The sequence below is a fragment of the Streptomyces bacillaris genome, assembly GCF_003268675.1.
GTDB lineage: Bacteria > Actinomycetota > Actinomycetes > Streptomycetales > Streptomycetaceae > Streptomyces > Streptomyces bacillaris.
Genome location: NZ_CP029378.1, coordinates 7832119 through 7846179, shown reverse-complemented (window position 1 = coordinate 7846179; position 14061 = coordinate 7832119). Strand labels below are relative to the sequence as shown.

Genomic DNA, 14061 nt, shown 5'->3' with positions numbered 1-14061 from the left:
TCATGTCTTCTGTCGTGGATCAACGGCCCGAGCCGACGATCGCCGGGGTGTCGCGCCCGGTGGCGCCGAGGCGGCGTACGCGCCTGCTGGCGATGCCGGAGGCGCGGTGGGCCCTGGCCTCCGTGGTGCTGTTCCTGCTCGCGCTTCCGGTGTACCTGCTGGATGCACCGGTCTGGGTGTGGGGCCCGTTGTTCGCCGCCACTTATGTCACCGGCGGCTGGGAGCCGGGGTGGGAGGGGCTGAAGGCCCTGCGGGACAGAACGCTGGACGTGGATCTGCTGATGGTCGTCGCCGCGCTCGGCGCCGCAGCCATCGGGCAGGTGCTGGACGGCGCACTGCTGATCGTCATCTTCGCCACCTCCGGCGCCCTGGAAGCTGTCGCGACCGCCCGCACCGCGGATTCCGTACGCGGTCTGCTCGACCTCGCCCCCACCACCGCGACCCGGCTGCGCGAGGACGGCACCGAGGAGACGGTGGACGCAGAACGCCTCGCCGTCGGCGACGTGGTCCTGGTGCGGCCCGGCGAGCGGGTCGGCGCCGACGGACGGGTCCTGAAAGGGGCGAGCGATGTCGACCAGGCCACCATCACCGGCGAACCCCTGCCGGTCGCGAAACACGCGGGCGACGAGGTCTTCGCCGGCACGGTGAACGGCACGGGCGCCCTGCACGTGCGCGTCCAGCGCGACCCTGCCGACTCGGTGATCGCCCGGATCGTGAAGATGGTCGAGGAAGCCTCCCGGACCAAGGCTCCGACCCAGCTGTTCATCGAGAAGATCGAGCAGCGGTACTCGGTCGGCATGGTCATCGCCACCCTGGCCGTCTTCGGCATCCCCCTCGCCTTCGGCGACAGCCTCCAGTCGGCACTGCTGCGCGCGATGACGTTCATGATCGTGGCCTCACCGTGCGCGGTGGTCCTCTCGACGATGCCGCCACTGCTGTCCGCGATCGCCAACGCCGGCCGCCACGGCGTGCTCGCCAAATCCGCTGTGGTGATGGAGCGCCTGGGCCAGGCCGACATGGTGGCGCTGGACAAGACCGGCACCCTGACCGAGGGCACCCCACGCGTCACCGACAGCCGCCCGGCGCCCGCCTCCGGCCTGGACGAGGACACACTGCTGGCACTGGCGGCCGCAGCCGAGCACCCCAGCGAACACCCACTGGCCCGTTCCGTGGTCCAGGCCGCCCGCGAGCGCGGCCTCGCCATCGCCGAGGCGACCGACTTCACCTCCACCCCCGGCGCCGGCGTGAGCGCCACCATCGCAGGCTCCACCGTCCAGGTGGGTTCCCCGGCCCACCTCGCCCCCGCCGGCAGGCTGGGCGTGGCCGCCGACGTGCGGGCCCTGGAAGACGAGGGCCGCACCGCCGTCCTGGTCCTGCGCGACGGCGCTCCGGCCGGCGTGCTGGGCATCGCCGACCGGCTGCGCCCGGACGCGAAGGCCACGGTGGCGGCGCTCACCGAACTGACCGGCCGGCCCCCCGCCCTCCTGACCGGTGACAACGAACGTGCCGCCCGCCGACTGGCCGCCGAGGTGGGCATCACCGACGTGCGTGCCGGCCTCCTCCCGCAGGACAAGGTCGCCGCCGTACGGGAGTGGGAAGCGCAGGGTCTGCGCGTGCTGGTCGTCGGCGACGGCGTCAACGACGCCCCGGCACTGGCGGCCGCGCACACCGGCATCGCCATGGGCAAGGCCGGCTCCGACCTCGCGCTGGAGACCGCCGACGCCGTCGCCGTCCGGGACGAACTCGCCGCCATCCCCGCCGTCGTGGCCCTGTCCCGCAGGGCCCGCCGCCTCGTCCTGCAGAACCTGGCCATCGCCGGGACCTTCATCGCCGCCCTGGTCGCCTGGGACCTGATCGGCACTCTCCCGCTCCCGCTCGGTGTCGCCGGACACGAGGGCTCCACCGTCATCGTCGCACTCAACGGCCTGCGCCTCCTGCGCGAAGCAGCCTGGCCCACCCCGGCCCGAACCGAAAAGTGAGCGGACAACGTGACCTTGCGCCAATTCCTGAAGGGAGGAACGTCGTACCGGAGCCGCTGCGAGCGTGCACGGAAGCACGGCCGCTGCCGTGGAAAGCCACGGGGCCACGTCGGCCGAAAGGAAAGGCGGGTGGTGCATTCTGTGCGGCACCTCTCATACTGAACGACGATCCAGGACAGGAGCGGGCGCGCTTCCGGTGTTGCAGGCATGCTGACCGGCCCTCAAGACCGGCCCGCCCTCTGCCGACACCTTTTCAGCACCCCCAGTCAGGAGACCGCGTGACCACACCCGCCATGAGCCTCGTGCTGATGTCCGCTGGCGCCTTCGCCACAGCGGCCGGAGCCCTCTTGTACATCCTTCCCGGCCCGGGCCTCCCTCTCCTCATGGCGGGGCTGGCGCTACTGGGAGTCGGCGCGGTGGTCCGGGCCCTCAGCAGACGCAAGAGCCAGCGCGTTCACAGGTCCGGATGAGCTGCCCGGCCGTTCCTGTGGTTCGGCGACGCCCGGGCGTGCTGAGGGGAGAGCGCACGGTCTGCCGGTCGTTGCCGCAAGGTGCCGCAGGGTTTTGAGGGGAAAGCGGTGGGGCTCCCGCCTGCTAGCAGGCGGGAGCCCCGCGTCACGTTCTGGGCCGGGTCAGTCCTGGCGGTCGCCGGTGTAGCGGTAGATGTTGCCGTTGCGGTTGACGCCCCAGACGGTGCCGTCGGCGGCGGCGCCGATGTCGGTGAGCTTGCCCGTGATCTGGTTCCAGGGGCTGGAGGTGCGGTCGTCGTAGCCGGAGAAGCTGTAGATGTTGTCCCCGGAGTTGACGCCCCACACGTTCGTGCGCGACCCGGCCGCGATGCGGGTCAGGTTGCCGGAGATCTCATACCAGTGGTTCTTGTTGTGCTGGTCGCCGGCGTAGCGGTAGATGTTGCCGTTGCGGTTGACGCCCCAGACGCTGCCGTCGGCGGCGGCACCGATGTCGGAGAGGTTGCCGGGGATCTTGATCCACGGGCTCGGGGTGAGGAAGTCGTAGCCGGAGAACTTGTAGATGTCCCCGGCTTCGTTGACGCCCCACACGTTCGTCCGCGACCCGACCGCGATGCGGGTCAGGTTGCCGGGGATCTGGACCCACTGGTCGGCGCTTTCCTCCTGGTCGCCGGCGTAGCGGTAGATGTTCCCCGCCGCGTTGACGCCCCAGACGGTGCCGTCGGCGGCGGCCCCGATGTCGGAGAGGCTGCCCGGGATCTGGATCCACGGGCTGGTACCGAGGTCGTCGTAGCCGGAGAACTTGTAGATGTTGCCGGCCGCGTTGACGCCCCACACGTTCGTCCGGGAGCCGGCCGAGATCGCCGTGAGGTTCCCGCGGATCTGCTTCCACTCGGGCATGTTTGGTGACCTTTCATCGCGAATGGGCCCCCAGAGTGCCGTCGCTGCGGCACACGGTCACGTGCGAGGTGAGCACGGGCAGACCGGAAACTGATGTTTGGCCGCAAGGGGGCCCGCACCCGCCGAAGGGAGCCGCGCCTTGACCGTGACGTTCTTGGCCTGATCGGGCGTAACCCGTACGAGTGGCGCGGGACTGCTGCGCTGACCAGCAGCCCGCCGAACGATCACCCCAGTCACGGTCCTCGGACGACCAGGGCCCGGCCCGTGACTCCGTCGTCCGCGCCCCGAGTCACCTGTCGGGGCGCGGCGTACGCGGCCGCGGAATCCCCGCGGCCGCGTACACCTCAACCAGCGAGCCAGGTCAGGCAGCCGGGTGTGGCGGGCGATAGTGTCCTCGCGCGGCCCCTCGGTGTAGACCTCCAGCGCTTCGAGCTCACGGTCGTCCGCGATGAGACCCCAGCAGAACTAGTGGCTCGGGGCCGGTTGCTGGGCATGCGGCTCCCGCGGGTGGCGGCGTACGGCAGGCTCACCCTTCCGTGCTCATGGAAGGGAGCGCTGCCGCGTCATCGCGTGGCAGGTGCGGAACGTGGTGGTCAGGCCTTGGGCATCAGGACGGTGTCGACGATGTAGACGGTGGCGTTGGCGGTGGGGACGTTGCCGCAGACGACCTTGGAGTTGTCGTTGACGGTGTAGTCCTCGCCGGAGCCCTTGGTGGCCAGGGTGGACTTCTGGAGGGTTTCGAAGGTGCCGCTCTCAAGGGCTTGCGGGGTGAGCTTCTCGCCGACGACGTGGTAGGTCAGGATGTTGGTGAGCATTTCCTTGTCGGCCAGGACCTTATCCAGGTCGGCCTTCGGGATCTTGGCGAACGCGTCGTTCGTCGGCGCGAACACGGTGATGTTCTGCGCGTTGTTGAGGGTGTCGACCAGACCGGCCTTCTTCACGGCGGTGACCAGGGTGGACAGGGCGGGGTTGTTGGAGGCGGCGGTGGCGACCGGGTCCTGGGCCATCCCGTCGAAGGATCCCGCCCCGTCCTGCGGAACCGACGCGCACGCCGGGCCGAACGGCCCGTCCATGGCAGTGCTCTCCTCCTCCGCCGGGCTCGACTGCTCCTCGGCGGGAGCGGAGCTGCTGGCGTTGTCGGCGGCCGCGTCGGAGGAGCTGTCGTCTCCGCCGCAGGCGGCCAGGGTGAGGGGCAGAGTGACGGCCGCGGTGACGGCGATGGCGGCACGGCGGAAGCGGAAGGCGTTCACGGGAAGTCTCCTGTGTATTCGGGTGGTCGCTCTCAGTGCTGCCTGAGAGCTGCAGGGGCTCGGTCCCGGCGCGGTGAGGTTCACGTCGACAAACGCGGTGGGACGCGGGGAAAGCTGATCAGCGAGGTTGTCTCCGAAGAGTGACAGGGACAGCGCTGGGTCCGTGTCGGGCCGCAGCCGTCTCGTTGATCGCCATGCCTGCTATTCGAGGCAACCGGCTCTTCGGATTGGTGTGTTGCTGAAAGAGTTGTGGCCGCTGTTTGCGCTGCTGCTCCCGGTGGCGGGCTTGGCCCGTCCGGTGGGTTTCTCGGCCTCCGACCAATCCGGGGTGCGCCCGGTGGCGAATGCACGGTGTGCGGCGCTTTGGAGGAGGTGCTGCACGTGCTGCGGCAAGCCATGGGGAATGGGGAGCCGCACCGTTCTTCGCGGACCGAGGTCGGTGAGGAGCGGCTGCCGCGGGGCGTTACTCTCCTGGGCGCCCCGCGGCAGCTTTCCCCGCGGTGAGCGCTCTTGACGACAGGCTTCTCGCCCTCCCCGGTTGGGGGCGCCCTCGGAGTACCGCTGGCCTTTCTGCCCGGCTGGAACCCCGGCTCTCTCACCGTCCGCGTGAGAATCGCACCGGCCCCCGAACGGCGCCTGTCCGTACCTCGTCGTGGCAGCCGTTTCCCGGCCCCGCAGGTCCTCGGCCGCTGAGGCACTCGCTGACTCCCCTATGGAGAACCCGGGTAGCCGGACGGGCGCATCGATGCCTGGGCTCGTGGCCATGGCTCTCCGGCGAAGGCCCTCAGGCAGGTTCCGTGCCGGAAGTGGCCCGTATCGGCCCATGTTCGCGTGAATCAAGCCATGTTCCACAAGCCCCGTACACGCGCGCCTCACCCATTGAGACTACGCAGTGCAGTTATCTGACTACACGCATTCGGAGGGGCGTCTTGACGCGCAGGGACGACATCGTGACGATCGTGATCGACGCGAAGAACGAGATCAAGAAGTCGGTCGCAGGGCTGGACGGCCGCGTCAACGACTTGGAACGTGGCCTGCGGGCGGATCTCGTCCATGAGGTCGAAGGACTGCGCAAGGCGCCGCTGGAGGAGATGAAGACATCTCAGACGGCAGCGCAAAGGAGCGCCTCCAGGGCGGAAGCGCGTGCGGGTGAGGCGGTCGCCGCTGTGGCCGAGCTGCGCCGAGACGTCCTTCGCCTGCACGAACGGCTCGACGGCCTGCACGGAGACGTCGGCAAGGTTCTGGAAGCACTGGCCGCCATCGAACCGGCGGCCGGCGCACCGCGCTTCGTACCCGGTGCGGACGCCGGAGCCGAACGGGACCTGGCGCTGCCGCCCGCGCAGGTACAGGGCTCGGGTACCCAGACCGAGCCGGTCCCAGATGCACAGACCATGGCCGAGGCTCCGGCCGAGACTTCCGTGCCCGCCGCGGCCGGAGACGTTTCCACGGCTGCCGAGGATGACCGTGCCCACGACGGGGAGGCGGAGCCCGCCTCCGAGGTACAGGCGCCGCAGATGGTCCCGGATGCCGATGGAGACCGGGACCTCTCCGCCGTGGCTCTGGAAGCCGCCCAGAGCACCGACGACCAGGACAGGGAACCCGCGCCCCTCAGCCGCAGGGGACGGATCTATGCGATCAGCCGGGCCGCCCGAGTCGCCTCGGCCACTCTGGTCTGCCACCGGGACACCTGGGAGTTCGTCGCCGCACAGGCCGGAAGCCACCCGCACTTCAGGCCGCCCGCGCTGGAGGACCGCGAGAACGGACTGGTTGCCGCGGTGCTCTCCGGACGCTCGCTGGTCGCTATGCTTCTGGCGCTCTATCAGGCCGAGAAGACCTCCGTGTACCAGCCCGACACGGGCGACGTGAACGAGATGACCGCCTACGCCGACTGGATCATGGCCACAAAGGTCTACACCGCCACCGCCGACGTCCTCAGGCACGCGTACTCCACCGATGGAGACCCCGTCGTCATCACGATCGACAACCGGCTGCCCACCCGGCACTGACACCCGTGGCCGCCCCGCGCCGGGGCGGCCACACCGCAAGCATCCAGCGCAGACCCCGCGCCGAACCTTTTACCCGGGGTGCGCCGGCGGTCGTTCAGGAGGCGATAACGCCCCATCCAGGGTCCTGTTCCTGCCGGGCGGTGCGCTGGTTCGCTGCGGTTGTCATGGATGGAGCGTACGCCTGGTGCGCCTACCAACGCCCCTTGGGCCCCTGGACTACAGCTGCTGCTCGATCAGTCAGAAGATGAGGCCGACCGCCCCTGCCCCGGTGGCGTAGGCGGCGCCGCACAGAGCGCTGGAGAGCAGAGTGCGGCGTCAGCGGACCAGCCAGCTCCGGACGGCCTGCTTCTGCGAGCGGCCGCCCCAGGGCTCGGGCCAGCGGATAGCCTGCACGATGGTGCTCCGTTTCTATCGGTTGCCGTTGGAGCACGTCGGGGCTGGCTGGGCGGCGTAGCTACCTTCGGCCCCGCTGGTCTCTGATCAGGGGCAGCCGGCCAGGGCGTGGATGTGGATGTGGTCGGCGATCCGGGCGTCGCGACGGCGCACGAGGCCGTCGGTGAACTGGTCGACCACGAGCTCGACATCCGCCTCCAGGTTCCCGGTGGTGACGGCCTGGGTGGGGGCCCGGGCGAAATCGGCGGTCTGGGCGTCCAGGGCGGTCAGGAACTCTTCCGGGTCCCCGCTACGGCTGGGGCCGGGGTCGAAGACCGTGGTGGTGGCCCGCTGCCTTTTCAGAACTGGGCCTCGCGGTCTTGGCCGAGGCTGAGCAGGCCGACGCCGACATCGAAGGGCCGGCAAGTCCCGCGGATCCGGGCGGCGTTCGCGAGAAGCTTGCCCCGGGGGTTGGCGGTCACGGGGTATCCACTCGGCTGATCAGGGGTGTGGCGCGGCGGTTGATGGGGCCTGGTCCTGAACACCGTCAAACGCTGAGCCCGCATGTGCCGGACTCCGGACCCTGCCGATCGATCCGACCTGCCGACCCACCTTCTCGACCCCTGCCGCGGACGTGGGGGTGGACAAAGCCTCCAGCAAGCCGACGCCCCCGGGCTGGGCTTGGCCCCCGGAAGCATCGAGGGGGCGGTTCCGAGAGCGATCGCGGAGGCGAAGCCCGCCACAACCACCTGCGCCGGATGCCGAAGACGCGGCCCCGACCGCCTCACCGGGGTTTGCCAAGCGAGCGGCTCTGGCCCGTAGTCGGTGGTGACGCCGGGTCTGGCATTCCTCGCCGGGCCCGGCTCACTCGGCTTCACGCCAGGCTGCCCGGCCCGGAGGCCGGGCAGCCTGGCGGCTTGCGCTCTCAGCTCTGGTTGAGCGGCAGCGCTACGTCCGTGACTTGGTGGTTCTTGGGGAAGGAGCCGATGGCCGCTGCCTGGCCGGTGAGGATGTTGACACCGTAGAACCCGAAGGAGCCGTTGACGCTCAGGGCCGCGAAGCCGTGGTTCGTCTGGGTCCGGTGGGAGAAGTGGATGTCGAAGCCGGCGTTGGGGCCTGCGTTGATGCCGAGGTTGCCGGTGGGTGCGAGGGTGCCGGCGTTGGCGGGTGATTGCAGGGAGACGCGGTCGGTGGTGGTGTCGATGTCGAAGAGGGTGGTGGCGGTGGCGGGGTTGAGGTCGTTGTTGGTGTAGGCGGCGGCGGTGACGCCTCGGGCGGTGGTGGGCGGTGTGGTGGGGTTGGTGAGAGTGCCGTCGGTGATGGTGGTGAGCGGGGCGGCGTCGTCGTCGATGTTGTGGCGGAGGTTCTGGCCGGTGTCGCTGATGACGCGGAGCCGGTTGGCGGCGGGGTTGAAGTCGACGCCGAAGTGCTTGCCCGTGAGCGTGACGGTGAGCTGGGAGACCTTCATGGCCTTGGCGTTGGTGGTGTTGAGGGTGTAGATGCCGCCCTTGTCGCCGACGCCGTAGAGCTTTTCGTTCTGGACGCGGAAGTCGATGCCGACGATCTTGGTGTCGCCGCGCAGTCCGGACACCTTGCCGATGTTCATCGGCTTGGCGGGCCGGTCGACGGTGAAGCGGACCAGGTGCTGGCCGGTGGTCAGCCCGATCACCGTCAGGCCGTGTTCTGCCACGGTACGCCCGGCCTCACTGCTCGGCGTCGGACCGCCCCGAGCGGGCAGGGGGTCAGCTGCCCACGCACTGGACGACACCGGCACGGCCAGGGACACTGCCGCGGTGAGGGCCACCGCGAGAATCGCTTTGCGCATCTTTTCTACTCCTTCAGGGGGAAACTCCCGTCCATCGGGAGCCCCCGACGACGACACCATGTGCGCCGCTGCGCCGCGCGCCGTGCACGCCAACCGGTCCGCACCCGCATGAGGAGGGGGCCCTGGCGGCGCTGAAGCGAAGACGTCCTTTGCGCTGCTGAGGCATCATGTAGTGCACCCACCCGACGGCTCCCGCTGCGCACGTGCTCCACCCCGAAGGGTGATGCCTCAGGGGCGGTGCTCACGCGGTGCTGCACCGCGCCGGACGCAGCAATGCCCAGCAGCGAGCCTCCGCCATCGTGAAGTCGCAGGTTAAACGGCTGGTGAGGGTGGTGAGGCTCCTCTCCTGCGCTGGGCAGGGGGTTCAGTCGACGGTGACGACGACGGAGTGCCAGCCGCTTGCTCCGTCGGGAACGGTTTTGGTGCGCTTCTCGGTCTGGACCGCTCCGCCGCGTTCGGTGGCCCGGACGGTGAGGGTGTGTCCGCCCGGGGTGGCCTTCCAGGGGTAGGACCACTGGCGCCAGGTGTCGATGGTGGCCTCGGCCGCGAGATCGGCGTCCTGCCACGGCCCGTCATCGATCCGCACCTCGACGCGTTCGATCCCGCGGCGCTGCGCCCAGGCGACACCGGCCACCATGACGGTGCCGGGCTCCAGCCGGGCGAACGGCTTCGGCGTGTCGATGCGGGACTGGGTCTTGACAGGAGCCCTGCGCGCCCATTTCCGTTTCACCCAGTACGGGTCGTAGGTGTCGAACGTGGTGAGCTCGATGTCCTCGATCCACTTGCAGGCGGACACGTACCCGTAGAGGCCGGGGACAAGCATCCGGACGGGAAAGCCGTGGACGAACGGCAGTGGCTCTCCGTTCATTCCCACCACCAGCATGGCGTCGCGGCCGTCCATGACGTCCTCGACCGGCGTGCCCAGCGTCATGCCGTCCACGGAGCGGGCTACCAGCTGATCCGCCGGGCCTCCCCGGGAGGGCGGCCGAACCCCGGCTTCCTGGAGGAGATCGGCCAGGCGGGTGCCGAGCCATCGCGCGTGACCGATGTAGGGGCCTCCGACCTCGTTGGAGACGCAGGTGAGGGTGATGTCCCGCTCGATCAGCTCCCGCTGGAGCAGGTCGTCGAAGGTCACGGTCAGGGGCCGTGCGACGCCTTTGCCGTGGATACGGAGTTGCCATGTGGCCGCGTCGACCTTGGGGATCACCAGGGCGGTGTCCACCCGGTAGAACGAGTTGTTCGACGTGGTGAAGGGGCTGACGCCGGGCACTTCGACCTGGGCTCCGGGAGGGATCGGGGCGGCAGGTGAATCCGGAGCGGGCAGCGTCACCTGCGACCGTGAGGCCACAGCGTCCTGTGCCTTCGCACGGTTCAGGTACCGTCCCAGCGCACCCGCGCCGACGGAGGCGACCGCTACGGCCGGGGCCGCGACCAGGAAGCCCCGCCTGTCCCACCCCTTGTACCCGGTCTCTTCGTCCGGAGTTCGGGCTCCTGCCTGGCGGGGGGTGGTCAGCCGTCCGATCAGCAGGTAGAGCAGCGCTGCGGCCACGATCGCGCCCACCACGGACGGAAGTGCGTCAAAGATGCCGGTCGAATCAGGGCGGGACACCGCCGCGGCGGCGCCGACCACCCCGAAAGCCAGCACGCCCGCAGCACCGGCTCTGCGGAACCTCAAGGCCACCACACCGATCAGCACAGCGAGCACGGCGAGGGTGGTAAGGATGCCCAGCTGGAGGACCAGCTTGTCGTCCTCGCCGAAGTTCCGGATCGCCCAGTCCTTGACAGGCGCGGGGGTACGGTCGATCGCCGCTCCGCCGACAGCCGTGACCGGACCCGACTCCGGCCGCACCGCGGCCGACACCAGTTCCGCGACAGCAAGCGCGGCGAACCCCGCCAGCAGACCACTCAGCGCGGCCAGCGGAACCCTGACCCACAGGTGGCGGGAATCCTTCGTGCTCTTCATATACGTCCAATTCACCGGAGAACGGGGACGCCGCACCCTCGGCTCCAGCTGAGGGCACGGCGTGACGGGCGGTTCGGGCAGCCGGGTACGAACAGACGCAGAGCCTGTTGCGATCGCCGGGCTCTGCGCCGGGTGCCCGCAGGGGGGCTACTGCGGAGTGAGGACGGTGTCGATGATGTTGACGGTCGCGTTGGCTGTGGGGACACTTCCGCAGACGATCTTCGCTGAATCGTTCACGGTGAATTCCTCACCCGATCCGGTGGTGGTGAGGGTGCCTCCCTCAAGGGTCTTGAACGACCCGTCCTGAAGCTGCTTCTGGGTGATGTCCTCACCGACCACGTGGTAGGTGAGGACCTTGGTCAGCTCCTCCTTGTCCGCGAGGAGCTTGTCGAGGTCCGCCTTGGGGATCTTGTCGAAGGCGTCGTTGCTCGGTGCGAATACGGTGATGTTCTCCGCGTTGTTGAGCGTGTCGACCAGACCGGCCTTCTCCACGGCGGTAACCAGGGTGGAGAGCTCCGGGTTGTTGGACGCTGCTGTGGCGACCGGGTCCTGCGCCATGCCCTCCAGGCTTCCCGCGCCTTCCTTGGGCACGGATGCACAAGCAGGACCGTAGGGGTCCTGCGTGGCCGTCTGGGCGAACGCTTGTGGTGCCATGACACCCAGTGACACAGGCAGGACAATGGCGACAGCACCGGCTATCGCGGCGCGGGAGATACGGGGAGTCTTCACGAAGGGTTCCTCCTCGGGGAGGGCGGGCCACGGTTCGCAGCCCGTACAGTTCATGGCTGCCGGTTCGGCGGGGGCGGGGGAGAACCGGGGGCCGGCTATGCGGCCTGCTCCGCCTCGATGAGGTCTCTCGCTGCCACCCCATGCCATCCCCTCCATGGAAGCAGAGGAGACCACACGGCGCCTGGCGAAGCCATGGAAACCCGACCGGACAGCAGGATTCCGCAGTTCCACACCCCATCCTTCGACCGGTCCGCACCGAATTACACATAAGCGGGGGCGGCGGAAACCGAGGAGGTTGTGATGTCAACCATGCACCTGCCCCGCATGCCTCTGCGTGGCGTCCGGCTGGACGAACACCTTCCGGTGGACCACCGGCTCAGTCGTGTCTACCGTGTCGGCGCCGGCTTCTTCGGCGTCTTTCTGCTGATGTTCGGCGTACTCGGGCTGCTCGACCGGATCGGCTTCTTCAGCACCGGTGGTGACACAGTCCTGGGGCTGAACACCAACGGTGCGCTGAGCACCCTCTCCATCGTGATCGGAGTCGTCCTCCTTACCGGTGCGGTCATCGGCGGGAACCTCGCCTCCACGCTCAACATGGTCACCGGAGTGGCCTTCATCGTCAGCGGGTTCGCGAACCTGGCCCTGCTGGAGAGCGACTACAACTTCCTCGCCTTCGAGCTGCAGAACGTCCTGTTCAGCTTCGTGGTGGGCGTACTCCTGATGACCTTCGGCATGTACGGGCGGGTCAGCGCGACCCTCCCGCATGACAACCCGTACTGGCGCGCCCGCCACGAGCAGCACCAGCGCTCCGGGCCACGATCCCGACGTGGCGCAGGGCGCGGCAGAACGGGGAAGGGTTGATGTGCATCCGCGGCCTCGCCATGGGCACGTCGCCTCTGGGCTGGGGATCTCGGCGCCGAGGACGCCGCCCTGCCACGCGGCCAGGCTCGAGGACCCGCCGGAAGGGTCCTCTCCCGCTCATGTCATCGAACCGTAAGCTCTGACCGGCCCGCGGAGCGGAAAGGCGGTTCTAGAGTCACTCCCATCCCGACCACACTGGAGCCCTCGATGCGCGCCCGTACTGCTCTGCCCGTTGCCCTCACCGTCATCCTCCTCGGCCTCACGGGGTGCGGAGCCGGCAGCGGGGCCGATGACGATGCGGCGGGCGCGTCCCGCTCGTCTTCCGCGTCCCCCGCGCAGCCGCCGGCTTCCTCCGACACCAGCCGCAACGCAACACCCGGGCCAGCGGTGCCGGAGGCGCTGCGGTTCACCGCGACCACGGTGGACGGCAAACCCTTCGACGGCAGCACCCTGGCGGGCAAGCCGACCGTGCTCTGGTTCTGGGCGCCCTGGTGCCCCAAGTGCAAGGCCCAGGCAGCCGAGACCGCGAAGGTCGCCGCCGACCGCGTCGGCGAGGTCAACGTCGTCGGCGTCGCGGGCCTGGACAAGAACGCCGCTATGAAGGATTTCGTCGCCGACACGGGGACCAGCAGCTTCCCTCACCTGTCCGACGAGAAGGGCGACATCTGGAAGCGGTTCGAAGTCACCGAGCAGAGCCGCTACGTCATCCTCGACAAGGACGGCAAGACGGTCTACGAAGGCGTTCTTCCCGGAGGCCAGGGACTGGCCGAGAAGGTCGCCGGACTGACCGGCTGAACCACGATGCCCGACCTTCCTCTCGCCCTCGCACTCACCGCCGGCATCCTCGCCGCCGTCAACCCCTGCGGCTTCGCCCTGCTCCCCGCCTACCTCTCCCTCCTCGTCCTCGGCGACGACAGCCCCACCCGATCCGTCGCCGTCGGCCGGGCCCTGACCGCGACCGCCTCGATCACCCTCGGCTTCGCCGCCCTCTTCGGCATATTCGGCCTGGCCATCCAGCCCGTCGCCGGACAGGTCCAGGAACACCTGCCCTGGTTCACCATCGCCTTCGGCATCCTCATGGCCGCTGCCGGAGCCTGGCTCCTCGTCGGCCGCCAACTGCCCGCCCTCCTGCCGAAAGTCCGACGGGCTCCCACCGTCACCCGGTCCGTACCTTCCATGGCCCTGTTCGGCATGGCCTACGCCAGCGCCTCCCTGGGCTGCACCATCGCCCCGTTCCTCGCCATCGTCGTCTCCGCCTTCCGCAGCGGCTCCACAGGCGAGGGAGTCATCCTGTTCGCCGCGTACGCGGCCGGCATGGGACTCATCGTCGGTGCCGCATCCCTGAGCGTCGCCCTCACCCGCAGCACCGCAGTCAGCCGACTGCGCCGCGCCGGCACCCTCGCACCCCGCATCGGCGGCGGACTCCTCCTCCTCGTCGGCGTCTACGTCGCCTACTACGGCTGGTACGAGATCCGGGTCCAGCGCGACCCCGCCACCACCGACCCCGTCATCGACGCAGCGGGCGCCGCCCAGCGCATCCTCGCGGACACCCTCGACACCGCCGGTCCCGCAACCCTGACCGGACTCCTGGCCGCGCTTCTCCTGACAGCCTGGGCCCTCCACCGCAAGGGTTCACGCTCCTCCGGAACCACGGACCGGCCGGAGTCGGCCCCGGAGCACACCGACTGAAGCCCCCCCCGGTGCCCGAC

At 69.4% G+C, this 14061-nt stretch carries 11 protein-coding genes; 5 read left to right on the top strand and 6 right to left on the bottom strand.

What is annotated here, in order from left to right; translation table 11 throughout:
• Positions 1 to 2: 2 nt before the first annotated feature.
• Positions 3 to 1979, top strand: coding sequence for a heavy metal translocating P-type ATPase (locus DJ476_RS34130; protein ID WP_112492362.1), 1977 nt, complete (start codon positions 3 to 5; stop codon positions 1977 to 1979).
• Between the two features lie 632 nt (positions 1980 to 2611).
• Here the strand turns inward: DJ476_RS34130 and DJ476_RS34120 are convergent.
• Entirely contained in the window at positions 2612 to 3346 is a 735-nt protein-coding gene (locus DJ476_RS34120) for a tectonin domain-containing protein (protein WP_112492360.1), read from the bottom strand.
• Positions 3347 to 3939: 593 nt separating this feature from the next.
• On the bottom strand, positions 3940 to 4596 hold the full coding sequence (locus tag DJ476_RS34115) for a fasciclin domain-containing protein (protein ID WP_112492359.1): 657 nt from the start codon (positions 4594 to 4596) through the stop codon (positions 3940 to 3942).
• Positions 4597 to 5546: 950 nt separating this feature from the next.
• Between DJ476_RS34115 and DJ476_RS34110 the strand changes: the two genes are divergently transcribed.
• On the top strand, positions 5547 to 6602 hold the full coding sequence (locus tag DJ476_RS34110; RefSeq protein ID WP_162638837.1) for a hypothetical protein: 1056 nt from the start codon (positions 5547 to 5549) through the stop codon (positions 6600 to 6602).
• 731 nt (positions 6603 to 7333) lie between these two features.
• On the opposite strand, the gene DJ476_RS35950 is transcribed toward DJ476_RS34110, so the two are convergent.
• The 4 genes from DJ476_RS35950 to DJ476_RS34095 form a co-directional block, all read right to left on the bottom strand.
• Complete coding sequence (locus tag DJ476_RS35950; protein ID WP_318294855.1) at positions 7334 to 7456, bottom strand: hypothetical protein; 123 nt, start codon at positions 7454 to 7456, stop codon at positions 7334 to 7336.
• A gap of 443 nt (positions 7457 to 7899) precedes the next feature.
• Positions 7900 to 8799 (bottom strand): DUF4394 domain-containing protein, encoded by a 900-nt coding sequence (locus DJ476_RS34105; RefSeq protein WP_112492357.1) that lies wholly within the window; start codon positions 8797 to 8799, stop codon positions 7900 to 7902.
• Positions 8800 to 9163: 364 nt separating this feature from the next.
• A complete protein-coding gene (locus tag DJ476_RS34100) occupies positions 9164 to 10762 on the bottom strand; it encodes a molybdopterin-dependent oxidoreductase (RefSeq protein WP_112492356.1) in 1599 nt (532 codons plus the stop codon).
• Positions 10763 to 10909: 147 nt separating this feature from the next.
• Positions 10910 to 11491 (bottom strand): fasciclin domain-containing protein, encoded by a 582-nt coding sequence (locus DJ476_RS34095; protein WP_112492705.1) that lies wholly within the window; start codon positions 11489 to 11491, stop codon positions 10910 to 10912.
• 300 nt (positions 11492 to 11791) lie between these two features.
• On the opposite strand from DJ476_RS34095, the gene DJ476_RS34090 reads away from it, so the two are divergent.
• The 3 genes from DJ476_RS34090 (at position 11792) to DJ476_RS34080 (ending at position 14041) form a co-directional block, all read left to right on the top strand.
• Positions 11792 to 12352: a DUF4383 domain-containing protein gene (locus DJ476_RS34090; protein ID WP_112492355.1), complete on the top strand. Its 561-nt coding sequence runs from the start codon at positions 11792 to 11794 to the stop codon at positions 12350 to 12352.
• Between the two features lie 207 nt (positions 12353 to 12559).
• Positions 12560 to 13147 (top strand): redoxin domain-containing protein, encoded by a 588-nt coding sequence (locus tag DJ476_RS34085; protein WP_112492354.1) that lies wholly within the window; start codon positions 12560 to 12562, stop codon positions 13145 to 13147.
• Between the two features lie 6 nt (positions 13148 to 13153).
• Entirely contained in the window at positions 13154 to 14041 is an 888-nt protein-coding gene (locus DJ476_RS34080) for a cytochrome c biogenesis CcdA family protein (protein WP_112492353.1), read from the top strand.
• Positions 14042 to 14061 lie beyond the last annotated feature (20 nt).